Source organism: Mesorhizobium sp. CAU 1732 (assembly GCF_039888675.1).
Lineage (GTDB): Bacteria > Pseudomonadota > Alphaproteobacteria > Rhizobiales > Rhizobiaceae > Aerobium.
Genome location: NZ_JBDQQR010000001.1, coordinates 2480716 through 2505642, shown reverse-complemented (window position 1 = coordinate 2505642; position 24927 = coordinate 2480716). Strand labels below are relative to the sequence as shown.

At 62.3% G+C, this 24927-nt stretch carries 21 protein-coding genes; 3 read left to right on the top strand and 18 right to left on the bottom strand.

The features are described from left to right. Nucleotides 1-2121 carry an acetate--CoA ligase family protein gene (locus AAFN55_RS12265; protein WP_347799112.1) on the bottom strand — a complete coding sequence of 707 codons (2121 nt, stop codon included), beginning with the start codon at nucleotides 2119-2121 and terminating at the stop codon, nucleotides 1-3. Nucleotides 2122-2307: 186 nt separating this feature from the next. Between AAFN55_RS12265 and AAFN55_RS12260 the strand changes: the two genes are divergently transcribed. Next, nucleotides 2308-3192, top strand: coding sequence for a LysR family transcriptional regulator (locus AAFN55_RS12260; protein WP_347799111.1), 885 nt, complete (start codon nucleotides 2308-2310; stop codon nucleotides 3190-3192). A 5-nt stretch (nucleotides 3193-3197) separates the two neighbouring features. On the opposite strand, the gene AAFN55_RS12255 is transcribed toward AAFN55_RS12260, so the two are convergent. The 6 genes from AAFN55_RS12255 to AAFN55_RS12230 are packed head-to-tail and all read right to left on the bottom strand — an operon-like array spanning nucleotide 3198 to nucleotide 8986. After that, the gene (locus AAFN55_RS12255; protein ID WP_347799110.1) at nucleotides 3198-4259 is read right to left on the bottom strand and encodes a phosphotransferase; all 1062 of its coding nucleotides are present in this window, start codon (nucleotides 4257-4259) and stop codon (nucleotides 3198-3200) included. Nucleotides 4260-4261: 2 nt separating this feature from the next. Further along, on the bottom strand, nucleotides 4262-5017 hold the full coding sequence (locus tag AAFN55_RS12250; protein ID WP_347799109.1) for an SDR family oxidoreductase: 756 nt from the start codon (nucleotides 5015-5017) through the stop codon (nucleotides 4262-4264). A gap of 11 nt (nucleotides 5018-5028) precedes the next feature. After that, nucleotides 5029-6231 carry an acyl-CoA dehydrogenase family protein gene (locus AAFN55_RS12245; protein ID WP_347799108.1) on the bottom strand — a complete coding sequence of 401 codons (1203 nt, stop codon included), beginning with the start codon at nucleotides 6229-6231 and terminating at the stop codon, nucleotides 5029-5031. A 16-nt stretch (nucleotides 6232-6247) separates the two neighbouring features. Then, entirely contained in the window at nucleotides 6248-6691 is a 444-nt protein-coding gene (locus AAFN55_RS12240; protein WP_347799107.1) for a PaaI family thioesterase, read from the bottom strand. Then, nucleotides 6688-7662 carry an NADPH:quinone oxidoreductase family protein gene (locus AAFN55_RS12235; protein ID WP_347799106.1) on the bottom strand — a complete coding sequence of 325 codons (975 nt, stop codon included), beginning with the start codon at nucleotides 7660-7662 and terminating at the stop codon, nucleotides 6688-6690. Before AAFN55_RS12235 ends, AAFN55_RS12240 begins: the two co-directional genes overlap by 4 nt. A gap of 37 nt (nucleotides 7663-7699) precedes the next feature. Then, on the bottom strand, nucleotides 7700-8986 hold the full coding sequence (locus AAFN55_RS12230) for a 3-hydroxyacyl-CoA dehydrogenase NAD-binding domain-containing protein (RefSeq protein ID WP_347799105.1): 1287 nt from the start codon (nucleotides 8984-8986) through the stop codon (nucleotides 7700-7702). Between the two features lie 142 nt (nucleotides 8987-9128). On the opposite strand from AAFN55_RS12230, the gene AAFN55_RS12225 reads away from it, so the two are divergent. Beyond that, nucleotides 9129-9935, top strand: a complete 807-nt coding sequence (locus AAFN55_RS12225; protein WP_347799104.1) for an IclR family transcriptional regulator — start codon at nucleotides 9129-9131, stop codon at nucleotides 9933-9935. A gap of 126 nt (nucleotides 9936-10061) precedes the next feature. Here the strand turns inward: AAFN55_RS12225 and AAFN55_RS12220 are convergent, their stop codons facing one another. The 7 genes from AAFN55_RS12220 to AAFN55_RS12190 all read right to left on the bottom strand — a co-directional run bounded on the left by AAFN55_RS12220 (nucleotide 10062) and on the right by AAFN55_RS12190 (nucleotide 18575). Continuing rightward, nucleotides 10062-12188: an acetate--CoA ligase family protein gene (locus AAFN55_RS12220; RefSeq protein WP_347799103.1), complete on the bottom strand. Its 2127-nt coding sequence runs from the start codon at nucleotides 12186-12188 to the stop codon at nucleotides 10062-10064. Between the two features lie 83 nt (nucleotides 12189-12271). Beyond that, complete coding sequence (locus AAFN55_RS12215) at nucleotides 12272-13900, bottom strand: ABC transporter substrate-binding protein (protein ID WP_347799102.1); 1629 nt, start codon at nucleotides 13898-13900, stop codon at nucleotides 12272-12274. Between the two features lie 47 nt (nucleotides 13901-13947). After that, a complete protein-coding gene (locus AAFN55_RS12210; RefSeq protein ID WP_347799101.1) occupies nucleotides 13948-14973 on the bottom strand; it encodes an oligopeptide/dipeptide ABC transporter ATP-binding protein in 1026 nt (341 codons plus the stop codon). 8 nt (nucleotides 14974-14981) lie between these two features. Further along, nucleotides 14982-15797, bottom strand: coding sequence for an ABC transporter ATP-binding protein (locus AAFN55_RS12205; RefSeq protein ID WP_347799100.1), 816 nt, complete (start codon nucleotides 15795-15797; stop codon nucleotides 14982-14984). After that, on the bottom strand, nucleotides 15794-16684 hold the full coding sequence (locus AAFN55_RS12200; protein WP_347799099.1) for an ABC transporter permease: 891 nt from the start codon (nucleotides 16682-16684) through the stop codon (nucleotides 15794-15796). Before AAFN55_RS12200 ends, AAFN55_RS12205 begins: the two co-directional genes overlap by 4 nt. 7 nt (nucleotides 16685-16691) lie before the next feature. Then, nucleotides 16692-17660: an ABC transporter permease gene (locus tag AAFN55_RS12195; protein WP_347799098.1), complete on the bottom strand. Its 969-nt coding sequence runs from the start codon at nucleotides 17658-17660 to the stop codon at nucleotides 16692-16694. A gap of 15 nt (nucleotides 17661-17675) precedes the next feature. After that, on the bottom strand, nucleotides 17676-18575 hold the full coding sequence (locus tag AAFN55_RS12190; RefSeq protein WP_347799097.1) for an amidohydrolase family protein: 900 nt from the start codon (nucleotides 18573-18575) through the stop codon (nucleotides 17676-17678). Nucleotides 18576-18841: 266 nt separating this feature from the next. On the opposite strand from AAFN55_RS12190, the gene AAFN55_RS12185 reads away from it, so the two are divergent. Continuing rightward, a complete protein-coding gene (locus AAFN55_RS12185; protein WP_347799096.1) occupies nucleotides 18842-19618 on the top strand; it encodes an IclR family transcriptional regulator in 777 nt (258 codons plus the stop codon). Between the two features lie 150 nt (nucleotides 19619-19768). Here the strand turns inward: AAFN55_RS12185 and AAFN55_RS12180 are convergent, their stop codons facing one another. From AAFN55_RS12180 to AAFN55_RS12165, 4 genes are all read right to left on the bottom strand, one after another. Then, entirely contained in the window at nucleotides 19769-21049 is a 1281-nt protein-coding gene (locus tag AAFN55_RS12180; protein ID WP_347799095.1) for a TRAP transporter large permease, read from the bottom strand. A gap of 1 nt (nucleotide 21050) precedes the next feature. Further along, nucleotides 21051-21695 carry a TRAP transporter small permease gene (locus AAFN55_RS12175; RefSeq protein WP_347799094.1) on the bottom strand — a complete coding sequence of 215 codons (645 nt, stop codon included), beginning with the start codon at nucleotides 21693-21695 and terminating at the stop codon, nucleotides 21051-21053. Next, nucleotides 21692-22726 (bottom strand): TRAP transporter substrate-binding protein, encoded by a 1035-nt coding sequence (locus tag AAFN55_RS12170; RefSeq protein ID WP_347799093.1) that lies wholly within the window; start codon nucleotides 22724-22726, stop codon nucleotides 21692-21694. The genes AAFN55_RS12175 and AAFN55_RS12170 overlap by 4 nt, the downstream gene beginning before the upstream one ends. Nucleotides 22727-22840: 114 nt before the next feature. Beyond that, nucleotides 22841-24916, bottom strand: a complete 2076-nt coding sequence (locus AAFN55_RS12165; RefSeq protein WP_347799092.1) for a hydantoinase/oxoprolinase family protein — start codon at nucleotides 24914-24916, stop codon at nucleotides 22841-22843. Nucleotides 24917-24927: the final 11 nt, after the last annotated feature.

Sequence of the window (24927 nt, the reverse complement as noted above, 5' to 3'; positions counted from 1 at the left end):
TCAGCCCTCCAAATATTCGATGACGGCATCCACCGCCAGAAGATCTTGGCCGACGGCCATGACCGGATTGCATTCGATCGCGGTGCATCCATCCTGCGCGTCGAGGGCGCTGGCGAGTTGGTTGAGCACTTCGGCAATTTTGGTGCGGTCCAAAGCGGGAGCACCCCGGAAGTCGCCCCACATCCGATTGCTGCGAAGCTTGCTCAGGCATAGCTCCACGGACTGTGGCGACGCCGGCAGGAGGCAGACATTGGTGTCGGCGAACGCTTCGGCATACACACCGCCGACGCCGAGAACGCCGATGCTGCCGAAGGCATGATCCTTGCGCACGCCGACAAACAACTCACGCTGGCGTCCAAGGTCCTGCGCAACGAGGTAGCCCGACAATCTGCCGGAGCCGAGCTTCGACGAAACGCTTTGCTCGATGTCCCGCGCGGCTGAGGCAACGGCGGCCGCATCGCCGAGACCGGTTTTCACCGCACCGACATCCGTCTTGTGGAGCACGCCGGGCAACACCGCCTTCAGCACGACCGGGAAGCCGATGTCCTGCGCCGCCGCGACTGCCTCTTCAGCCGTACCGACTTCCGCCGTCTTCGGGAATTTCACCCCGTGTCCGGCCAGCAGTTGTGCCGTGTCCGCCTCGGTGCCGGGCTTGGACGTCTGCTTGACGCCGCCATTCAATCGTATGACGGCCTCTGCAGCCGGCTTGCTGGCGAGGAAAACGCCGCGTTTTCTCAATGCTCCCAGCCCCAGCGCGACCAGGTTCAAATCGGCGAAGCATGGAATGCCGGCGTCGCGCAACGCGGTGAAGGACGAGTGCTGCTGATACGCATAGGGCGTATAGAAGATGATCGGCAGTCCGGTCTCGTCCTGGATCCGGCCGAGGAACGGGGCAGCACTTTCGTAGGTATGAACGTGGCCTTCGTCGAGTTTCCCGCCGCGGTAGAGCCCGTACAGTCCGTAATTGACGAAACCGTCGAACGATCCGTCGAGATCGATGACCATCTGCGTGAATTGGGAGAACAGCGTCGGATCTTTGGTGAAGCCGCCGGTCATGTCGATCGGATTGCGCTTCGGCGCATAGGCCGGCAGTCGTTCGCCAACCTTTTCCTGAAGCGTCGCATTGAATTCGGGAACCTGGAGGCCGACCAGTTCGACCTCGTCGGTGCCGACGGTCGAGTGTCCGCCGCCCGATCCCACGATGGCGATCCGATCACCCTTCAGCGGCGGGCAACGATACAGCACCTCGGCGATCGGCAGGAGATGCTCGAGATGGCCGACTTCGATGATGCCGCATTCGTCGAACAGCGCGGAGTAAACCTGCGCATCCGATGACAGCGATGCGGTGTGTGATTGTGCCGCCCGTCTGCCCCCGTTGGTACGTCCGCCCTTGAGAGCGACGATGGGCTTCTTGCGGCTCACCCTCTGGCAGACCTCCTTGAAAGCCTTGCCCTGCCCCTCCGGCAGACCCTCGATGTAGAGGGCGATGACCTTGGTATTCTCGTCGTCGCCGAGATAGGCGATGTGATCGTGCAACGGGATGTCGGACTGGTTGCCGACGCCGATGAAGCCGGTCCAGCCGATATCCAGCATGCGGGACTGATCCCACAAGGTGATGCCGACATTGCCGCTCTGGGAAATCAGGGCGACAGGCCCTTTCGGCAGACCTTGCTGGGCGGTCAGGTTCACGCCGTTCGGCAGATAGAAATAGCCGGGGCAGTTCGGGCCGACCAGGCGCATGCCGTTTGCGCGGCAGGCCGCCACCATCTTCGACTGGGCATCCGCCGCATCACCGCCCTGCTCGGCGAAGCCAGAGGTAAACACGACGGCGACCGGCACACCGCGTGCGGCAATCCTTGGGAGGATGTCAGCCGTGACTTCGGCTGGATACATATTGAAAACCATGTCGATACCGGACGGTAGGTTATCGACATCGTCGTAAATCTGGTGGCCATCAAAGACGCCGGCGCGCCGTCCGAGAAGCGAAATCGTGCCGGAAAATCCCTGTTCTTTCAAACCCTCGAGAAAACGAGGGGCCGCCTTCTTCTGATCTGGTGAGAACCCTGCAATCAGAATATGATCAGGATTATACAATGCTTCCAAATAGTTGTCTTTGGACATGCCATACCTTTTCAATCTCCGGTCTGCTCGAAGAATGCTGTTACCTGGATATTGTTTTGGGGCGGAAACCGTTAGTCGCCTGAATGAAAGCTACTGAGGTCATCCGCCGTTGACAAAGACATATTATTCATCAACAGATAACTGCCGGTTATATTAGGGATTTCGGAAACGATGGACATTCGCCAGATGAAAGTCATCACGGCCGTCATCTCGACCGGTTCCACCAGCGCGGCGGCTCAGTTGCTGAATGTCTCCCAGCCGGCGATCAGCAAAACGATCAAATTGATCGAAAGCGAAATACAGATGCCCCTGTTCGAACGGACAGGCAGGAAGCTGCGTCCGACGCCACAGGCCTTCACCATTCTTCCCGATCTGGACCGCATGATCTCGAGCCACGAGTCGATCAATCAGAGGATCGAGGAGGTAAGGCTGGGCCGTCGCGGTGTCATCAAGGTAGCGGCCGCCGCCATGGCATCGTCGGGCCTCGTGCCGAACGCCATTCTTCGTTATCGCCGCGAGCATCCGAACGTGGACTTCGCGGTGACCACATCGACAACGAAGGAAGTGTCGCGGCTGGTCTACGAGAACAAGGTCGATGTCGGCGTATGCCAGCGCAGCATCGGCTACAGCTCGATTTGCTCGCAAGCGATATCGAGCGCGCTGATCGTGTGCGCGATGCCCGATTCTCATCCTCTGGCAAATCTGGACGTGGTGACGCCGGAAGATTTGATGCCCTATCACCTGATCGTCTCGAACTTCAACGAACCCGTTCTGGGTGCCCGCATCGCCGAGACCTTCACGCGCCGGGGGCTTCATCCCCTCAGAACCTTGGAGTGCAACATCTCGCTGACATCCTTCGCGCTCGTCAGCGCCGGACTGGGCGTCGCACTCGTCGACTCCTACACCGTGCCGATCGTGGGCGTGACGACACGGCCGTACCGCCCCAAGATCGCCCTCCAGGTCCACACGATCTTCTCAGGCGACCAACCCCTGTCTCCGCTGGTCAGCGCCTTCTGCGACTGCGTCGCGCAAGCCGCGGCGGAGCGGCACCGGAGCACGATGCCCGGATAGAACCGCTACCCTTCATCCCTGGCGATCTTCTGGCCGATCTCGGCCAGAACGCCGCTGCGTTTGGCGACCTGCAGGGCATCGCTGTTGCTCGCATTGCCCTGAAGAGCGCGCGCCATCACGCCATGCAGGATCGCCGACAGCCGGAAGAATGACAGCGCCATGAACACCCGCCATTCGCCCATGCCCGAGCGGCCGGTTGCCTCGCAATAATGCTGCACGACGGCTTCCTCGCTCGGAATTCCAAGCTCGCCCAGATTCAAGCCCGACACGCCGCGACTTTGCGGAACGCCTGACTGGATATGATAGGGCATGCACAGATAGGCCAGATCGCTCAGGGGATGCCCGAGCGTCGAGAGCTCCCAGTCGAGGATCGCGGCTACCTTCTCATCTCGATGGTGGAAAAAGAGGTTGCCGTGGCGATAGTCGCCGTGAACGATGGTGGTCTCGTCGGGAACGTCCTGGCGTTCGCGCAGCCAGTCTGCCAGCCACGTCAGCGCGGGCAATTCGCCCGCTGCCAGCGACGATCGATACTGCTTGCTCCAGCGCTCGACCTGACGCGCCACATAGCCGGTGCGAGGACCAAAATCGGCGAGACCGACGGCATCGATATCCACCCGATGCAGGCGGGCCAGCGCATCGACCGCGGACAGGTGAAGATGGCTCCGCACGTCCGGGGTGACGTCCGGCATCACCGGATGGTCGAACAAGCGCCCCTGCATGAACTCCATCACGTAGAAGGGCGTGCCGATGACATCGGCGTCCTCGCACAACGCCATGACACGCGGAACAGGAACATCCGTGCCGCCCAAGGCAGCCAGCACCTGATATTCGCGTTCGACGTTGTGGGCCTTGGGCAGGAGTTTGCCGGGAGGCTTCTTGCGAAGAACGAGCTGTCGAGCGCCTGTCTCAAGCAGGAACGTCGGATTCGATTGCCCGCCCTGGAATTGCCGGACCGTCATCGGACCTGCGAAATCGGGAACAGATTCCGACAACCACAAGCGCAGCGCTTCTTCATCAAACCGATGTGCGGCGATGGTCGGTACGAGCGTGGGTGCAGTAGCGGTCATGGTCAGCCGATCGTCTCTCCGCCATCCGCGACGATCATCTGGCCGGTGATGTAAGCCGAGGCAGGGCTGGCAAGAAAATGAACGATGCCGGCAATGTCTTCCGGCTCTCCGAAACGACGGAGCGGCGTGCGGCTTTCCATCTGCGCCCGCCGCACCGGATCATTGACGAGCTCGCGCGCGAAATCGGTGTCGACGACACCGGGCGCAATCGAATTGACGCGGATTTTGCGCGGCCCCCACTCGACGGCAAGGTTTCTGGTCAGCGCGGCTTCGGCTGCTTTCGACATGCCATAGGCACCGATCGTCGCCGTTCCGCGCACCGAGGCAATCGACGACATCATGATGACCGAGCCGCCGCCCCGTTCCGCCATGCGCGGCAGGACCAGATTGCAGAGCCAGATCGTGCTCTGCACGTTGACCGTCATGATCTTTGCGAACGCTTCATCGGAAAGGGTCGAGATCGAACCATAGACAGGATTGGTGGCTGCGTTGCAGACGAGAATGTCGATCCCGCCCCACCTGCCTTCGACGGCGGCGACCATCTCCTTCAGGCCGCCGTGATCTCCCACATGGCACGCGATGGCAACCGCGTCGCCGCCAGCGCCCCGGATATCCTCGACCACCGCATCGCAGGCGTCCTGCTTGCGGCTCGACACGACGACCTTCGCTCCATTGGCGGCGAGCTGCTTTGCGGTCGCGCGCCCTATGCCGCGCGACGCGCCGGTTATCAATGCGACCTTGCCCTTGACGTCAAACATCGCTCACTCCCTTAGCGATAGGCCTTCAATTCCATCTTGGCGATCGCTTCGCGATGCACTTCGTCCGGGCCGTCGACGATGCGCAGCGTGCGCGACTTGGCATAGGCGAAGGCAAGAAACGTATCCTGCGAAAGACCGGCAGCGCCATGAGCCTGGATCGCGCGATCGATGACGGTGCACACCATTTCAGGCGCAACGGCCTTGATCATCGCGATCTCGCGCCGGGCAGCCTTGTTGCCAACCGTGTCCATCATGTGCGCGGCCTTGAGCGTCAGCAGCCGCGTCGTTTCGATCTCGCATCGCGAGCGGGCGATCAACTGGCGCAGATGGCCCTGGTCGGCGAGAGGCTTGCCGAACGCGACGCGGGTGGTGACACGATTGCACATCGTTTCGAGCGCGCGCTCCGCGACGCCGATCGCTCGCATGCAATGGTGAATCCGGCCTGGCCCCAGCCGGCCCTGGGCGATTTCGAATCCACGGCCTTCGCCGAGCAAGATGTTCGTGACGGGCACCCGAACATTGTCGAAGCTGATCTCGGCATGGCCGTGCGGTGCATCGTCGTAGCCGAAAACCGTCAACGCCCGTTCCACCGTCACACCCGGCGTGTCGAGCGGCACCAGCACCATCGATTGCTGTTGATGCTTCGGCGCATTGCTATCGGTGCGCCCCATCACGATGGCTATCTTGCAGCGCTCGTCATTCGCACCCGTACTCCACCATTTGCGTCCGTTGATAACATAGTGGTCGCCGTCGCGGCGAAACTCGGTCTGGATGTTGGTTGCATCGGACGAGGCGACAGCCGGTTCGGTCATCGAAAAACACGAGCGGATCGTGCCGTCCAGAAGCGGCTCGAGCCACTGCTTCTTCTGCTCGTCGCTGCCGTACAGGATCAACGTTTCCATGTTGCCCGTGTCGGGCGCGGAGCAGTTCAGCACCTCGGGCGCGATTGATGAGCGTCCCATCTGTTCGCAGAAATGCGCGTAGTCGAGATTGCTGAGACGGCCGCCATGCCCATGCTGCGGCATGAACAGGTTCCAGAGCCCGCGAGCTTTCGCCTTTGCCTTCAACTCGGTCATGATCGCAGGTTCCGACCAGAGATCGGGCTGACTGCGTAGCTGCTGTTCGTAGAGCGCTTCGTTCGGACGGACTTCCTCCGCCATGAACGTCTTCAGTTCCTGCATCAGCGGCTGCAAGTCTTCTCGCAGGTCAAACATCGGTTTTATCCGTTCTCTAATTCTTGCTGTCGACGAGGGGCTGCGAGGCAGGAGCGCTGTCGGGCCGCCATTGAAACGTCCCGATGCCATGAGCGACGAGGTCGCCGGCATCGTCATAGATGTGGGCTTGCGCGGTGTAGGATTTGCGGGCGGCCGAAACCATCCTGCCGTCCACCCGCAAAACGCCCTTGTCGACGGCCTTGGTGAAGTGCGTCGTCAGGGAGAGGGTCACGCCGAAACGCGGCGGCTGTCCGGCAGGAGCATGGAGCCCCGCCGCACATGCCGCGAAATCGATCATGCTGCACAGCACGCCGCCGTGCACAAACCCCGCACGGTTCTTGTGCTTGGCGTCGATCTCGATCTGCCCGCTGACACGCCCGTCTTCCGAATGCGTCATCTCGAGCCCGAGCAACGCGAACAGGCCAACATCCCGGTAACTGGAAGGCGTGTCGTCGCTCATGTGGTCAGCACGATCTTTCCGATAGCGCCGCGGCTTGTCAGCACGTCGAACGCCTCGACCACCTTCTCCAGTTCCATCGTCTGGCTGATGAGCGGCTTGAGCTTTCCCTGCTCGAACCAGGCAAACATCTCGGCAAAATTCGCGCGGTTCTTTTCCGGATCGCGATCGCGGAAGGTGCCGAAGAAAACTCCGACAAGCGAAGAGCCCTTCAGAAGCATCAGATTGGCGGGAACGCGCGGTATCGTTCCTGACGCAAAGCCGACGACCAGCACGCGGCCTTCCCAGGCCGTGGCGCGAACAGCTTCTTCCAGCAGATCGCCACCGACAGGATCGTAGACGACGTCGACCCCCTTGCCGCTGGTCAGTTCCTTGACGCTGTCCTTCAGCGAAGCCGTCGAATAATTGATGAGATGATCGGCGCCTGCACGCCTGGCGACCTCAAGTTTTTCAGCGCTGCTGGCTGCCGCAATGACGGTTGCCCCCATCGCCTTGCCGAGTTCGACCGCCGCCAGCCCGACACCGCCGCTGGCGCCGAGCACCAGCAACGTCTCACCCGGCTGCAACCGCGCGCGCTGCTTCAACGCATGCATGCTCGTGCCGTAGGTCATCGAAAAGCCTGCGGCCGTCACGGCGTCCATCGTGGCCGGGCGCGGCATCAGCCTGGCCGTGCGAACATTTGCGACGTCGGCAAATGCGCCCAGTCCCACCATGCCGATGACCGGCATTCCGGGAACGATGTCCGTTACGCCTTCGCCAACGGCTTCCACGATGCCGGCCAGTTCGGCACCCGGCACGAACGGCAGGTCAGGTTTAACCTGATACTTGCCCTGAACCATCAACGTGTCGGGAAAGTTCACGCCTGCCGCTTCGACGCGCACACGGGCATGGCCTTTGGCCGGCGGCGGCAGATCGAACGCCTCGATCACCAACGATGTCGCTGGCCCGAATTCCTTGCAGATTACCGCTCTCATTTTTTGGTGATCCCTCGAATTTGAAATGGATGATGCATCACGAAAAGGAACCGCCCTCGGCCGCGAGCCTGTCGAGCAGCGGCGCCGGTTGCATCGAGGCGTCCCCGGTCAACTGCACAAGTTCCCTCAGGCGCGACGCTACGTCTGCAAGGCCACGGGTCTGCGCATAAAACATGGGGCCGCCGCGCCAGCGCGGAAATCCGTAACCGTGAAGCCAGATCAGATCGATATCGCTCGACCGAGCCACAATCCCTTCGTCCACGATACGGGCGCCCTCGTTGACCATCGGCAAAATGAGGCGGTCGATGATCTCGTCCTGGTCGATAGAGCGACGTTCGATGCCGTGGCTGGCAGAAACGCTTTCGATCAGCGCGGTGACGGCCGGGTCTTCTCGCGGTGTGCGGCCGTCCTCGTCGTAGAGATAATAGCCGCTGCGTGTTTTCTGCCCCAGCCGCCCGGCCGCCACGAGCGCATCGGCAACCGGCGCGGTCCGCCCGGTGGCTCGACGCATACGCCAACTGATGTCGAGGCCCGCGAGATCTCCCATGGCGCAGGGCCCAAGCTTCGACCCGAATGTCGTGAGCGCCTTGTCCACCTCCCCGGGCAGAGCACCTTCAAGCAAGAGGCGGTCCACCTGTTCGCTGCGCCGCGCCAGGATGCGGTTGCCGACAAAGCCGTGACAATTGCCGACGACCACCGGGATTTTGCCGAGCACGCGGGCAACCTTGACCACGGTGGCGATCACTTCGGGGCCGGTGCGCGCGCCGCGCACGACTTCCACCAGCTTCATGATGTTCGCCGGGCTGAAGAAATGCATGCCGAGCACGCGCCCGGGCACACCGCTCGCCGCCGCTATGGCGTCGACGTCGAGATAGGACGTGTTGGTCGCGAGGATGGCCGCCGGCTTGGTGGCCGCGACAAGTTTTGCAAAAATCTCCCGCTTGATCTCCATCTCCTCGAACGCCGCCTCGATAACGAGATCGACATCGGCCAAGGCGGCATAATCGTCAGACGGCGTGATGCGGGAAAGGTTTTCGGCCGCAACCGCTTCCGAGATCGACCCACGTTTCGCGGAACGGGCGTAGTTGGCAGCGACGCGCTCGACCGCCCGATTGGCGGCGGGCATGTCGGTTTCGATCAACACGACCGGGATGCCGTTGCTGGCAAACGCCATGGCGATGCCGCCGCCCATCGTGCCGCCGCCGATGACGCCGACTTTGGCAACGTCACGCGGCTGTGCGCCCGTGCCGTCGAAAGCAAAGCGGTCCGCCTCACCCTCCGCAAGCAACGCATGGCGCAACGATCTGGAGCGATCATCTTCCATCTGCAATTGTCATCCTGTTGACGGCATCTTCCGTGCCTGTTAGCAATTCCGTAGAGTGGAATATAATTCCGTTATTGATGACTATTGCCTTGGATGTTTTCTGGGTCAAGGGTGCATTTCCCATTTCACGAGGGATCAACCTATGCGCAAACGCGAAGGTCAGCTCGTTGCGTCGACTGAAGCGGATGCGGACGACGATCCGCGCTTCGTGGCCGCACTTGCGCGCGGGTTGAGCGTCCTGCGAGCGTTCAGGCGTGGAGATGCGGGGCTTGGCAATCAGGATCTGGCAACGCGCACCGGCCTTGCCAAATCCACCATATCGAGGCTGACCTACACGCTTAGCCGACTGGGATATCTCGAATACTCGGCAAGCACCGGCCGGTATTCTCTTTCCGTAGCGGCGCTCGCCCTTGGCTTCAGCGCGCTGGGGGGCCTTGCCGTGCGCGACGTCGCCCGCCCTATGATGCAGGCTTTGGCAGACAACGTCGGCTGCTCGGTCGCTCTTGGCGCCCCGGACCGGCGGACGATGGTCTACATCGAACACTGCCGAGGATCGAGCCCGCTTCACATAGGAATGGAGATAGGCGCCCATGTTCGCATGGCGACATCGGCGATGGGACGCGCATACCTTGCAAGCCTTGACGCGTCGGCAAGAGACCGTCTGCTCGATGAGATTTGTCCTCCCGACGATATGGGGGCGTTCATGCGAGACGGCGTCAGACGCTCGGTAGACCAGTTGCGCCTGAATGGGTTCGTGACGTCGATCGGCGAATGGCAATCCGAGATAAACTCGGTCGGTGTTCCGCTCCTTCTTCACGGCAGCCAGCCCTACGCCCTCAATTGCGGCGGTTCCGCCCATGTTTTGACCGCAGCCCGTCTCGACGACATAGGCCGCGACCTTGTCGCGCTTGCCAGGCAGGTACAAATGGCTTTTGGTCGCCAGGACTGACATCCTTGCCCGGTCTTGGAAGATAGCGTCAGTTGCCGCTCGGTCGCCGTGCATCCTGACCGACGCGCGAGTGGCGATCTATCTCCTTGTTTGAGCATCTAAGCGCATCGTATCCGTGCCAGCCGTCTAAGCGGGCGCGGCGACGATGCACAGGGCATCGACGATGCGCGCTTCGCCGCTGCCGTGTCGCAGAACGACGGGATTGAGGTCGCAAGCAACCATCACTCCCTCCAGATCGCTGGCCATTTGCGACAGCTTCACCGCCACATCCGCAAGCGGCGAAATATCGGTTTCCGGAACGAGATTTCGGTAGCCGCCAAGAACCTTTGCAAGCTTGGTCCGCGAGAGCATCGAGACCGCCGCTTCCGTGTCGAACGGAGCAAGCTTCACCGCCCGATCGGCCATCACCTCGACCAGCGTCCCGCCGCTGCCGACAACGACCAGTTGCCCGAAGGGCGGAGCGGACGTGAACCCCGCCATTGCCTCGACACCACCGACGACTTGTTCCTGAAGTTCGTAGCCGTCGATGACGGCATCGGGCAGCGCCTTGCCGACATTTGTAGCGATACGCGCAATGGCCGCGCGCAAACCCACTTCATCGGTGACATCCAGCACGACGCCGCCTGCGTCCGAACGATGCTGGATGTCGCGCGAGGCGACTTTCACGACCATCGGAAACCCGATTTCCGATGCACGGGCAACGGCGTCTTCGACACCTCCCACGACAATGGCCCGTACCAGCGGCAATCCATAGTCTCGAAGGATGCGGAAGCTGGTTTCCGGGCTGAGAGTACCCGTCGTTTCCAGAAGCTCCTCGCGGAGCCGAGGCGCGTTGGGATTGTGGAAAGGGCGGTCGCTTCGGCGTGCGTTGCCCCATGCCCCTGCGATGCCGGGCTTGCCGAGGCGAAGATTGCCGGCAGCGCGCAAACCTGCTGTTAGACCGCGAATGAGGGGTACGTCATGCTTCCCCAGAAACGCGCGCACACCGGGATCGACATTCTCGGAGGTCGGCGAAATTACCACCAGCGGCTTTGACGCCGCCTGTCCCGCCTCCGCATAAACGGTGAGAATGCCCATATAGTTCTCGAGCGTCGCGGGATTCAGGCTTTCCTGCGTGTCCTGCAGAGCAACTACCGCTCCGACCGCGGCATCCTCGAAAACGGCAGCGATCGCCTCCGGTGAATTGCGATCGTCGACATTGACGGTGGCGCCGAAGTCGATCGGGTTGCTGCCCGAAGTCCCCGGAAGGGCCTTCATGACGCGCTGCCTGGTGGTCTCGCTGAACGCTGCGACTCCAATGCCGCCGGTCTCCGCAATGTCGCAGGCCAGCGCCGTTTGACCACCCGAAATGCCGACAATGGCGATGTCGCTGCCGCCGACCATTTTTCGGGCAACAGCCGAGCATTCGAGGGACGCGATGAGTTCGTCATAGTCGGCAGCCGTGGCGATGTTTGTCGCGGCGAAGAAGTCGTCATAGGCATCGCTGTCGCTCACCAGCGCCCCGGTGTGAGCTTGCGTCGCCGCAAGTCCGGTCGCCGTGCGACCGACTTTGAGAACCACGAGCGACTTGCCCGCGGCATGCACCGCCTCTGCCGCGAGCGCGAATGCGACCGGGTCCTTGATGGATTCTGCAACCACGCCGATCGTGGTCGTGGCGTCGTCTCCGGCCAGCCAGCGGATGTAGTCCGCCGCGCCGACGTGAAACTCGCTGCCCATCGTCACCACCTTCGAAAATCCGACGACCGTCGAATTCATCACGGAGATGGCGGCCGAGCCCGACTGGGCGACGATCGCCACCTTGCCGGCGCGCAGACGCTCTGAAGGCCGGGACGGATAGAGCGGAATGGAATCGGTAAAATTCACGAGGCCCATGCAGTTGGGGCCGTGGACGATCAACCGGCTGGAACGGCTCATCTCCCGGATGGCGCGTTCTTCGTCGCTGGAGAATCCGTTGGTGAACACGATCGCCGAGCGAACGGGACTGTCTTCCAGCTCATTCAGAATGGCCGGCACCTGCGCGGCCGGGATGGCGACGATCGCCAGATCCGTTTCGGCGGGAAGCGCGGCAACCGTGTTGCAGGCGGCAAGTCCGTCGATTTCCCTGGCTTGCGGGTGCACGGGAAGAACGGCTCCCTGATAGCCCCATTCCTTGAGATTGCTGATAACCACATTGCCCTGCGTAACCCGCTTTGCGGAGGCGCCGACAATGGCGACCGAGCGTGGCCGCACCATGGATGTAACATCGATATGCAAGAGGATGTCCTTTTGGCCGCAAGAAGGCTGCCACGCAGCCGGAAGGTGGCTGCGTGGCTGGTCCAGTCTGGGAGTTGATCGGGTTACTGTTCGTCGGCCGGAAGCCAGGCTTCCGCCCAATTGGGATGTGTGTTGAACGAGAAGTTGAACTGGGCATCCAGCCCCTTCAGGTTCGTCGAGACGGCCTCGTAGACTTCAGTGTTTGTCAACTGGAGCTGGTTCAGGTCACGAGCGACGATCTGGGCATATTTGTCGTAGTGCTCGCGCTGCCGGCCTTGCAGCGCCGACGCCGCCGCCAATGCCACTGCATCAAACTCGGGGTTGCAGTAGCCCGTCGGATTTGCGAACGGCACGCTTCCTTCGTTGCACACGAAGCTTCGATCGACGCCCAGCACCGGATTGGTCCTGCCCGTCAGCGAAATGACCGACGCGTCGAAGTCACGCTCGGTGTAGACCTTGTTGACCCATAGCTGCTGGTCGAGGGCGTTCAGTTTGACATCGATGCCGATAGCCGACCACTGGGACTGAACAACCTGCGCCACGGTCTGGTAGGGTGGAACGGAGATGACCGAGAGTTCGAGAGAGAACCGCTTTCCATCCTTCAGCGGATAACCCGCTTCGTCGAGCAGCGCGCCTGCCTTCTCCGGGTCGTAGGCATAGAGCTGGTCGTAGTCGATCGTCGTGCCATGCAGGTCCTTGAACTGCACCGGGATCGCATTCTTCACCGTGGCGGCGAGGCCCTGATAAACGTCTTGCGCGATGCGCTGACGGTCGATCGCATGGAAGAGTGCCTGTCGCACCTGAACGTTTTTCAGCGGCTCACGTGTCAGATTGAAATCGATGACAGCCGTTTCCGGGGCATTGTTGACGATCCGTACAACCTTGAACGTACCCGCTTTGGCCGCTTCCTGCGTGGCTCTGACCTGTGCGGCTTCCGGCCGGAACCAGTTCACTTCACCGTTGCTCAGCGCGTTCAGCCGCTGCTGGGGATTGGGTATCAGCGCGAAGATGACGGAGTCGAGATAAGGCTTCCCCTCCTCCCAGTAGTGCTCGTTGCGCACGAAGGTGATCGACTGGCCGCTCTGCCAGCTCTCGAACTTGAACGGCCCAAGCCCGACCGGCGCGAGGTTGGCCGGATGGGTCGCGACGTCCTGTCCGTCATAGATGTGTTTCGCCATCAGCGGGAAGACCTCCTTGTCGAAGAGGTCGAGCGTGGCCGTCAAAGGCTGCTTCAGCTTCAGGACGAAGGTGGTGGCGTCCGGGGCGGATGCCTCCTCGATCAGTGGCATCAGCTTGGTGAGGTAGGTGTTGAATTTCCCGAATGTGTTCAGCGTGAACACGACATCGTCGGCGGTGAAGGGCTCCCCATCGGACCATTTCACGCCGTCGCGCAGCTTGAACGTATAGGTCTTGCCGTCCTCCGACGTCTGCCATTCCGTCGCGAGACGCGGCAGGCGCTTGCCTTCACGGTCGTATGTCATCAGGCCGTCCGCCCACACATCCGCGGCGAAGAGCGCAGGCACGGACGACGTCAACTGCGTGTTCAGCGTGGGGATCGTCGTCGAGTTCAATGCCGCAATGACGGTTCCACCCATCTCCGGTGTTCCTTCCTGGGCGGATGCAGCAAACGCAAACGCGCTGATGCCCGCCGCCAGAAGCGCTGCCGTCGGCCGCATCGCGAAGGCGAACGGTCTGTTTCGATAGAATTTCATGCTCTCTCTCCCTGGGTTAGCTTCCGTTTCGCACATCGCCCATTTCCTCATGGGGTGACGTGTTCGCTAGGCGCACCGCTCATCATCGCGACGAGTTCTTCGGCGCGATGGCATGCGGCCTGCGTCGTCCCGCTGCCGATCGTGCGAAGGGCGGGTTCGGATTCGGCGCAGATCTGGATTGCGTAGGGACAGCGGTCCCTGAAGCGGCATCCGCCCTCTCCTGCCGATACGGTTCGTATCGGGACAGGCTGTTTGCTCGCCGGCGTTCGGATACGCCCTTTGCGCGGGTCCGAGCCGAGACGGGCGTCGAGCAGAAGCTTCGTGTATGGATGCGCCGGCCGGTCGTACACGCCGGCGCCGATCTCCACGATGCGCCCCCGGTACATCACCGCCGTCCTGTCGGCGATCGACTGCATCGCTCCAAGATCATGGCTGATCACGACGAAGCCGACATTGGTTCGCGTGCGAAGGTCCAGCATCAGTTGCAGCACCTGAGCCTGGATCGAGACATCGAGGCTCGACAGCGGCTCATCGGCGATGATCACCTTGGGCTCCAGCATCATGGCCCGGCCGATGGCGATGCGCTGCTGCTGGCCGCCGGAAAGCTGGTGCGGATAGCGCGTCAGATACTGCTCGGCGGGTTCAAGTCCGACGGATGCGAGTTGCCGCACGATGAACCCGCGCTGCTCGCTCTCGCTCACGAGATCATGCCGGCGAATGACGTATCCCAGCGTCTGCTCGACCGTCATTCTCGGGTTCAGCGACGAAGCTGGGTCTTGGAAGACAGCCTGAACCTCTCGCCGGTATTCGCTGCGCCTGCGCTTGTCGAGGCTCGACAGGGAAACGCCCCGAAACTCGACGTCGCCGCTCGAGGGTGGCTGGAGCATCAGCAGCAGTTTCGCCAGCGTGCTCTTTCCGGAGCCGGACTCCCCGACGATCGCCAGCGTTTCGCCCTCGTATATTTCGAGGTTGACCCCGATGGCGGCATCGACGGTCGTCGAGCCCCACCCGCTTGCATTGCGGCTCTTGTAGCTGCGCCCGACGCTGCGGAGACTGAGAATTGGTTGCGTCATCGTTGCACTCACGAAGCTTCGAGACGACGCGCGCTGAGGTGCACCAGCCGCGCCGAATAGGGATGCTGAGGCCGCTCGAACAGATCGACGGTCGATGCCGTTTCGAGGATCTTGCCCGTCTGCATCACGCAGACGCGATCACACATTTCGGCGACGACACCGAGGTCATGCGTGATGATCGCGACCGCCATGTTGCGCTCCTTGTGCAGCTTGTAGAGCGTCTGAAGGACCTGTAGCTGCACCGTCGCATCGAGCGCGGTGGTCGGCTCATCGGCAAAAAGCAGCTTCGGGTCGCTGGCCAGCGCAATCGCGATCATCACACGCTGGCGCATGCCACCGGACAGCTCGTGGGGATAGCGACGCGCGATCACGCCGGGGTCGCTGAACCCGACCTCGTCGAGAAGCTCATGAACGCGGTCGCGGTCCGAGCGCCCGCGACCGCCGGGCGACAGACCTTCCGCGATCTGCCTGCCGACGCGCTGCGTCGGATTCAGATGGCCGAGCGGATCCTGGAAGATCATCGAGAACCCGCGGGAGCGGCGCAATTCCCGAAGTTCGCGGTCGGGCATCGCGAGCACGTCGCGTCCCTCGAACCTGACGTCTCCCGAGAGTTGGTCGATGCGCAGGTTTGGCATCAGGCGTGAAACCGCCCGGATGAGTGTGCTCTTGCCGGACCCGGACTCGCCCACAATGCCGACGCACTCCGCGGCATTCACCGTGAAGTCCACCCCGTCGACGGCGCGGACAAGCCGCTCGGCGACGCGGAAATGCACGTTGAGATCGCGAACCTCGAGAAGTGGCGTCGATGATACGAGGCCGGTCATTGCAATCCCCCCACGCCGCGCGTGCTGCGAGGATCGACGACCTCGTTGAAACCATCGGCGAAGAGGTTGAGGCCGATGACCGTCAGGCAGATTGCCGCGCCGGGAAACACGCTCATCCACCAGGCACTGGCCATGTAGTCCTGTGCCACGAACAGAAGCTGGCCCCAGCTCACCCTCGATGGATCCGAAAGCCCCAGGAAGCCAAGCCCGGCCTCGATGAGGATCGCGATGCTTGCATCCAGCGCCACCTGAACGATCACGGGTTGCGCGGCATTCGGCAGAATTTCACGGAAGATGATGTGCCATGTCGACAGATCGGCAACCCGTGCGGCGGCCACGAACTCCCGCTCCCGCAGCTTGATATACTGACCGTAGACGAGCCGGGCTTCCATCGGCCAGATCGCGAGCGCCACGGCTGTGATCAGAAGCCAGAAACTCGACCCGAACAGAGCGACGGCGCAGAGCACGAGCATGATGACCGGCAATGTCTGGAACAGTTCGATGACGCGCATCAGCACGATCTCGACGGGGCCACGGAAGTAACCGGCAAGGATTCCGATCGTACCGCCCACGAGAAGAGCGGCGAGTGCGGCACCGACACCCACCATGAGGGAGGACTGCGCGCCGTACAGGATCAGCGAGAAGAGATCCCGGCCGAGATTGTCCGTTCCGAACAGGAACTCGGAAGACGGTGCCGCAAGACTTTGCGGGGTCTGTTGCAGCGGCGTGTACGGCGCAACGAAGGGCGCGAGAATCGCGGTGACGCAAAGCAGGAGGAGAATGATCGTCCCGATCGCCCCGTGGCGGGTGCCCATCAAATTGGCGATGCTCGCGCGCCAGCGGGCGACGGGGCCGGTGGGTTTGGCGGTTTGCGAGGATATGCTCATGATAGCCTCACACTGAAGTCCTGATGCGCGGATCGAGCAGCGCATAGAGAATGTCGACCACGAGGTTCATCAGGATCACCGCAATGGCGGAGAAGATAACGACGCCCACGACAGTGAGATTGTCCCGGAGACGAATTGAGTCGACCAACAGAAGACCCAGACCGGGCCAGGTGAAGACCGTTTCCAAAAGAACGGCGCCGCTGAGGGCCGAGCCGAACGCGTAGCCGGCGATGGTCACCAGCGGCAGGCTCGAATTGCGCAGCACGTGACGCCGCACGATCTGGCCGCGGCTCAGCCCCTTCGCCCGGGCGGTGACGATGTATCCCTGCGCCAGCGTATCGATCACACTCGCACGCATGATCCGGGCGAAGCGCATTCCCTCGTGGATCGCAAAGGCCAGCACCGGAAGCGTCAGGTAGCGGGCTCGCTCCAGAACCCAGTCGAACCCATGCGCCCGGGAAACCAGCGGCCCGATTCCCTGCGTCGGAAACCATCCCAGCCGCAATGCGAAGAACATCACCAGCAATTGTCCCAGCCAGAATGTGGGGATCGCGTAGGCGACGAGAGCCGTCGTCGTCCAGAACTTGTCGACGCTCGGGTTGCGGGTCGTTCCGCCGAGCACGCCAACGAGCATGCCGAGTGGAATCGCAACCGCAAACCCGACGGAGGCAAGCAGGATGGTTCGTGGCGCTCGCTCGAGCACCAGATCCAGCACGGCGCGTTGATGTTGGTAGGAGAAGCCGAAATCTCCCTGCACCACGGAGGCCAGGTAATTGCCCACCTGCACGATGAACGGGTCGTTGAGGCGATATTTCTCCTCGATGACTTCGCGATATGCAGGCGGGACCGGATAGTCGCCCACCAGCGCCTGCACAGGATCGCCGGGGATCAGGTGCAGCAACGTGAACATCACCACGATGACCGCGAAGATGAGAGGCACGGCGTAGAGCGCGCGCTGGAGAACGAAGCGAAGCATGTCCGCGCCTTCAGCTCAAAGCCGGTGGAACGCGGCGGCGTTGCCGTACAGCCACTTCTCGATCACCTTGTCCTTGAGCGGCAGGTTCTTGTAATCCTCGATGAGGGTCTCGAAGGGCGTGCCGAAGAGATAGCGGGACAGGCCGACCATGACCTTGTCCTGCAGGAGCGTGTTGCCGTACTGCAGGAACTGCTCCCATCCGGAACCCGGCTGCGCAAAGTAACGCGGATGATGCGCGGCGGTGTCGACATAAAGGTTGGGATGGCGGCGCAGCAGGCCGACCATCTCGTTCACCCACGGCCAGCCGGCCAGACCGGCAACGACGCGCAGTTCCGGGAAGTCGATGCAGACATCATCGAGATAGCGCGGATGACCGAGATCGTAGGGGCGGTCGTTGGCGTAGTTCATCGCGGTGTAGATGCGGACCGGGACATCGAGCTCGGCTGCCTTCGCATAGAGCGGGTAGTAGCGCCGGTCGTTGGCGGGAAGACCATTGTACAATGCGGCGAGCCTCAGCCCATTGGCCCCCTCTTCCTTGACCAGTCGCTCGAACTCGCGAACCGCGCGCATGCCGTCCGTCGGATCGAACGTCACGAAGGTGAAGAACCGGCCGGGGTACTGCGCATGGATTTTGCCGGTCGCGCTGTTTTCCGCGCCGACGAGGAGCCCGCGCTCGATATTGGCACGGTCCATGTCTGCAACGAGCTGCTTCAGCCCGCCATCGTCCTTCTTGGCTTCCGGCGTGGCTTTCTCCTTCGAACGGAAAACGCGCCCGTAGTTTGAAAACCCGTAACCCTCGGGACGTGGAAGCGGCTGCGGAAACGGGGTTCCAGGTCGCCCATGCGCCAGGCGCTCGAGCTCGGGGTTCGCTTCCGAATGCGGAAGCCCGATTTCCATATCGATTACACGCGTCATCCGAATTTCCTCTTGCGGCTGCAGTTCGGCTGGATATCTCCGCCAACTTGGCCAATTGACTGCCACATCGCCCGCTCTGTCAATATGGTGGCCCATAATTAATTTATGTGTCCGATATGTTGACATTTGTGCGCATGCAGCATTAAATATTGTGCAACGCATCGGAAGCGGCCGCCATCTGGTTGAAATCCAGACAGTTCCATGCTTGGAGCAGTGCAATATTAGTGTCCCCAACCGAAGTTGTTGGTGCCGTCATGGAAGACGATGTGACTGAAATCGAACGCGATGCAGGATTTGCGACGACCCTGGCCAAGGGTCTGGAAGTCCTGCGCGCGTTTCGGCCGGACCGGCCTTCGATGAGCAACGTCGAGATTGCCGCCCAGACGGGGATCAACAGGGCCACCGTCGCGCGATTGTCCTATACGCTGGTCAAGCTCGGATACCTCAAGCAGGAGAAGTCGAAATTCCGCCTGAGCTGGGGCGCGCTCATGCTGGTCAACCCATTGCTCGTCAACGCAAAAATCCTGCAGATCGCGCGACCCTCGATGCAGAAGCTCGCGCAGGATCTTGGCGGCACGGTCTCGATCGGCGTTATCGACCACGTGAACTTCGTCTATCTCGAAACCTCTCGCGTGAACGAGAATGTCTGGACCTCGCATGATCTCGGCACCATCGGGCCATTGCTGCCGGCCGCGATCGGACAGGCGCTCTGCGCCCAGCTCCCCGAAGACGAATTTGCGCAAAAGCTCGCCGAGATGAAGCGATTCACACCGGAGTTCTGGCCGAAATACATCGATGAATTCATGGCGGGCGTCGAATCGGTCAAAAGCCGAGGCTTTTCAGTCATGCGCGGGACATGGATTCCGGGCACGGAATCAACCGCCGTCCCGCTCCTGCGCGACAAGAACGGCGAATGCTTCGCGATGAGTTGCCGCGTCCCGATATTCCGCCTCAGCGGCAACCAGATCGAGGAGGAGGTAGCGCCCCGTCTGAAATCCCTAGCTGCGAATGTCCGCAGCCAGTTGGCGTTCGTCATGCCGTAGCGCTTCGTCGCCGACCGAAATGCGGCAGGCATTCCGTGGCGGCCGCCGCATTCCAAGCAAACCCGATCTGCACGGCCGGCTCGACAAAACGGGTCATCCAAAGCGTGAAACACAATCGCGCTCAAGGGGAACCCCAAATCCCCACAGGCCCTAAAACAGGCCCGGCAGGAACATGGCGATCTGCGGGAAGACCATCAGCAATCCGATCAGCACGAACATGCAGATCACGAACGGCAATGCGCCCACCATGACGTCGGACATACTCCCCCCGCCGCGGATCGCCTGCACCACGTACAGATTGATGCCGACCGGCGGCGTGATGAGCGCGACCTCCAGCAGGATGATCGTGATCACGCCGAACCAGATCGGATCATAACCCAATCCCACCACGATCGGAGCGATCAACGGCGTCATCGTGACGAGCATCGACAGCGATTCGAGGAAGCACCCCAGAATCACGAAGAAAGCGACGATCAGGAGCATGGTCGAGACCGGAGACAGGCCCAGTTCCGCGATGAACGTCGTCAGTTGCTGCGGGATGCCCAGGATCGACAGCACGAAGTTCAGGAAGTACGACGCCAGCACGATCAGCATGATCATCGCATTGGTGCGCATTGCCCCGATGAAGGCCTCGTGGAGCATCGTCACGCTCAGCTTGCGATAGAATGCAGCCAGAATGAGCGCGAACACCAGCCCAAGGGATGCTGCTTCCGTCGGTGTCGCGAAGCCGGTGTAGATAGAGCCGACCACGACCACGAAAAGGAGAAGGATGGGCACGATGCTCGTGAGGCTCGAGAACCGCTGGCTCCATGTCGCCTGAATGCGCTCTCCGCCGAGATCGGGCCGGATGAGGCAGGCAAGCAGCACCAGAACGGAAAAGAGCCCTGCCAGGATTAGCCCCGGCATGGTGGCCGCGAGATAGAGTTGCGGGATCGACGTCCCCGTCATCATTCCATAGAGGATGAGATGGATCGACGGCGGGATCAGGATGCCAAGCGTGCCGCCGGCAGCGAGGCTGCCCAGAAACAAGCGCTCATTGTAGCCGCGCTTGCGGACCTCGGGCAGTGCGACGGTTCCGATCGTCGCCGCCGTGGCCACAGACGACCCGGACGTCGCCGAGAACAGTGTCGAAGCCGCGATATTGGCATGGAGAAGGCCACCGGGAAGCCGGTTGAGCCAGAGCGCGACCGCCGCGTACATGCGCTCCGCCACCCCTGCCCGCAGGAGGATTTCACCCAACAGGATGAAGAGCGGCACGCTGGTCAGCGTAAACTCGTTGGAGACCTTCCAGAAGATTTCCGAGCCTGCGACGTGCAGCGGCATGGGCGAGTGGAAGAACGCCATGCCCAGCGCGATGGAGATCAGGACGGCTGCGATCGGCAGCGAAAGACCGATCAGGATGATCAGCGATAGTGAGGCTTGAGCGAGCATGTCAGGTCCTGCCGAGCGATTGTTGGACGGCTTCTTCCGCCTCTTCGTCAGGTGTCATGACGCCATAGTCGCGGACCACGGCGAGACGCTGCCCGCTTGCGAAAGCCAGGCCGGCCTTGAGTGTCGCGATCGTGAGCGACAGGGCGAAGGCGACCATGCCGCACATCCACGCGGCCTGAGGGATGAACAGCGGAACCTGAAGCGACGATGCCGAATGGGACGAGCGCTGCCACGACGTCTCCAGAACCAGCCAGCTGCTGTAGACGAGAAAGAGCGCCACGAAGAGAAGCGAGACGATCGCCAGAAGATCGAGCAGCGCGCGCGGAACAAGCGCAAAGCGCTGGTAGAGGGCGTCGATGCGGATGTGGCTTCTGGCGTAGAATCCTGCGGCAAGCGACCAGGAGATGCCGACGGCGAAGAGATAGCCGGCGATCTCGTCCACGCCGCCGAGGTTGCGGCCGCTGACCTTGCGCATCATGACATCGATCGAGACGAGCACGCCGAGCAGCAGAATGCCCCAGCCGCTTGCGATGATCATGCCGTGGGACAAGCCGCGGCAAACGCTATCGGCGCGGTCGACGAGGGCGGCAAAGCCGCCCCCGCGCGAGCTCGTTGCCGAAGGCTCGGCATCGTGCCGGGATGTCATTTGGCTGCCGTCAGGCCGAGGACCTGTCCGATGGTGGCGTTCCAGTCATCGACGCATTCCTGCGTGCAGCGCGCCGCCCACTTCTTCAGGACGACATCTTCCAGGATGCGTTCGCGTTCTGCGTCGTCCTCGGCGGACGGCGCGACGTAGGTCATGCTGGCCGACGTCCCGTATGGGCACTCCGCAAGGCCGCTGTTGCAGTCGATACCAGCCTGGTCATCGGTCGCCGTGAGGTCCCACAACTCGGTTTCAAGCTGCGATACGGCAGAGACGAGGCTCGCGCGCTCGTCTTCGCTCAGCGCAGCGAAGCTGTTGCTGTTCGCCGCGATCAGCGTCAGGCCCCAGCCGAAGCGCATGCCGAACAGGTTGGACGTGACCTCTGGCCATTTGAAGGAGTAGCCGGTCAGGGTTCCGGTGATGCCGCAATCGACCACGCCGCGCTGAAGCGCAGGCACGACCTCGGCGAGCGGAACGCTGACGCCCGTGCCGCCTGCGGCTTCGATGAACTCGTTCATGCTCGCGCCGTAGAAGCGGACCTTCTTGTTGGCGAAATCCGCGATCGAATTGACCGGCTCGCGGCAGTAGAGAACCTGGCTCGGATTGGGATAGACGCCGAGGAGAACGAGGTTCTTGGCCTCGAGGCTCTTCGCCATCACCGGGCGGTAGGCGTCGAGCGCCTTGCGGCCGGTCTCGATATCCTGGATCAGGCCGGCCAGTTCGAGGCCTTCGATGACCGGATCGTCCGACACGGAGTATCCGACCACGATATGCGCCACGTCGAACACGCCCATCGTGGCGAGGCGCAGGAGTTCGGCGCCGGCGAGGCCCAGCTCGGAGTAGTTCGAGAGCTTCGCGGAAAGCTTGTCGTCCGTGAGCTGCGGGAGCTTCTCGGCCCAGAACGGCTTTTCCACCGCCTCATAGGCGTTGAGGTTCGACCAGGGTGCCACGACGTTGAGCTGTGTCTGTGCGTGCACCGGGCTCATGAAACCGAGTGCGGCGGCGAACAGCGTGCTGCCCAGTAATGTCTTCATGCGAGATTCCCCTTATTGCGATTGATTGCGTCTCACGTGGTTCACCCGGGGGGCAGCGCTCGGCACAGCCCCCCGGGCTGTTTCGAAAGTTCGTGGCCCCGAGCTTTCGAAAGGTTAGTGCATCGTCTCCCGCTGTCGGACGGAGATGTCGAGCCAGCCCAGCGGCGTCACCGAAGCCTTGTCGCCGTCGTGCAGAATGACGGTCGTGGTTTCCGCTTCGATGATCGCCGGTCCTTCGATCAGATGACCGGGTGCGAGCGCCTGCAATCCATAGACCGGCGCGTCGCGCCACTCTCCGGCGGAGTAGATCGCCTTGCTGCGGATCGCGACCGCCGGCCCCGTCGCGGGTGCGAGTTCACTGACACCGAAGCCGCGCGGCACTTCGCCGATGACGGCCACGCGCGCATTGACGAGATCGACCTCCTGGCCGGGCGACGCGTAGGTGTAGAGCTCTTCGTGGCGGCGATGGAAGCGATCCACGACCGCGTCCGCGAGATTGTCCATGGTCAGGTCCAGTCCGTCGAGGCTCACATCCACCTCGAATATCTGCTCGCCATAGCGCAACTCGGCGGATCGTTCGATGCGCATGCTTGTCGCAATGCTCGGCGGCAGACGCTGGCGCGCTTCGGCTTCGAGCTCGCCATAGAGCGTGCGCAGCGCCTCGTCGTTGAGGATCGCCGTGTCGCCCACATGGCTGCGGCTGACTTCGTAGCGCAGGTCGCTGGCGAGCATCCCCCATGCCGAGAGAACCGAGGCGACGGTGGGCACGAGAACACGCGAGATTTCCATCTCGCGCGCGACCTCTGCCGCGTGGAGGCCGGCCGCGCCACCGAAGCTCACCAGCGTGAACCGGCGCGGATCGACACCGCGCCGCAGCGTCATCAGCCTGATACCGTCCGCCATCTTGACGTTGATCAGGCGATGGATGCCGGCCGCGGTCTGGATGCGATCGAGACCGAGACGCTCGGCGAACGCATCCGTCACGCGCTCCGAAGCCGTGATGTCGAGCTGGCTGCGTCCGCCGAGGAAGTTGTCTGCGTCGAGATAGCCGAGCAGCAGATTTGCATCGGTGACCGTCGGTTCGCTGCCGCCATTGCCATAGCAAGCCGGGCCCGGAAACGCGCCGGCCGATTGCGGGCCGACCACGAAGGTGTTGGTCGCATCGAGCCGGGCGAGCGATCCGCCGCCCGCGCCGATCGACAGGATATCGAAACTGCGCAGCGCGATCCGCTCCCCAGCCAAACCCCGCTGCGATGTCAGCGCAACGTCATTGTCGGAGATCAACGAGATTTCGGTGCTGGTCCCGCCCATGTCGAACGGAATGACGTCGCCCGCGCCGAACAGTTCGGCACACGCCTTGGCGCCGGCGATGCCGCCGGCAGGACCCGACAGGCAGGTTCCGGCCGCAAGCCGCGCCGCCTCTTCGACAAGCGCGATTCCGCCGTGCGACAGGATGACGAACAGGATGTCCTTCGACAGCCCGACATCCGCAAGACGCTGCCGCAGCTTGCCGAGATAGTTCTTCACGGCCAGTCCGACATAGGAATTCACCACCGTCGTGGAGACGCGCTCGAACTCCTTGATCTGCGGCAGGACATCGCTCGACAGCGAGACGTAGGCGTCCGGCAGGTGCTCGGCGACCAGTTCCGCCGTGCGACGCTCATGCGCGTCGTTGCGATAGGAATGGAGGTAGCAGATAGCGATCGACGAAACGCCCTCGGCCTTCAGGAATTCGAGTTCCCGGATGACGGATGCCTCGTCCAGCGGCGTGACGATCGAGCCGTCGAAGGCGATGCGTTCCGTCACGCCGCGACGCAGATCGCGCGGAACGAGGGGGTCGGGCGGGGCGATGACCAGATTGTAGCGATCCGGCTTCAGGCCTTCCCGCATTTCCAGCACGTCCCGGTGGCCGGCGGTCGTCAGCAGGCCCACCTTCGCGCCCTTGCGCTCGAGCAGCGCATTGGTGGCGACCGTCGTGCCATGGACGATGCGTTGCGTCCGGTCCAGCAGGACGTCGAGCGAGAGGCCCAAGCGCTGTGCCAGATCATGCAGGCCGTCGACGACGCCGATCGACTGGTCCTGCGGCGTCGACGCGGATTTGGTGAAGGTGGTTGCGCCATCGCTGTCGATGGCGACGAGATCGGTGAAAGTACCCCCGACATCGATCCCGATTTGGTACGAAAGGCTCATGCAGTAATCCG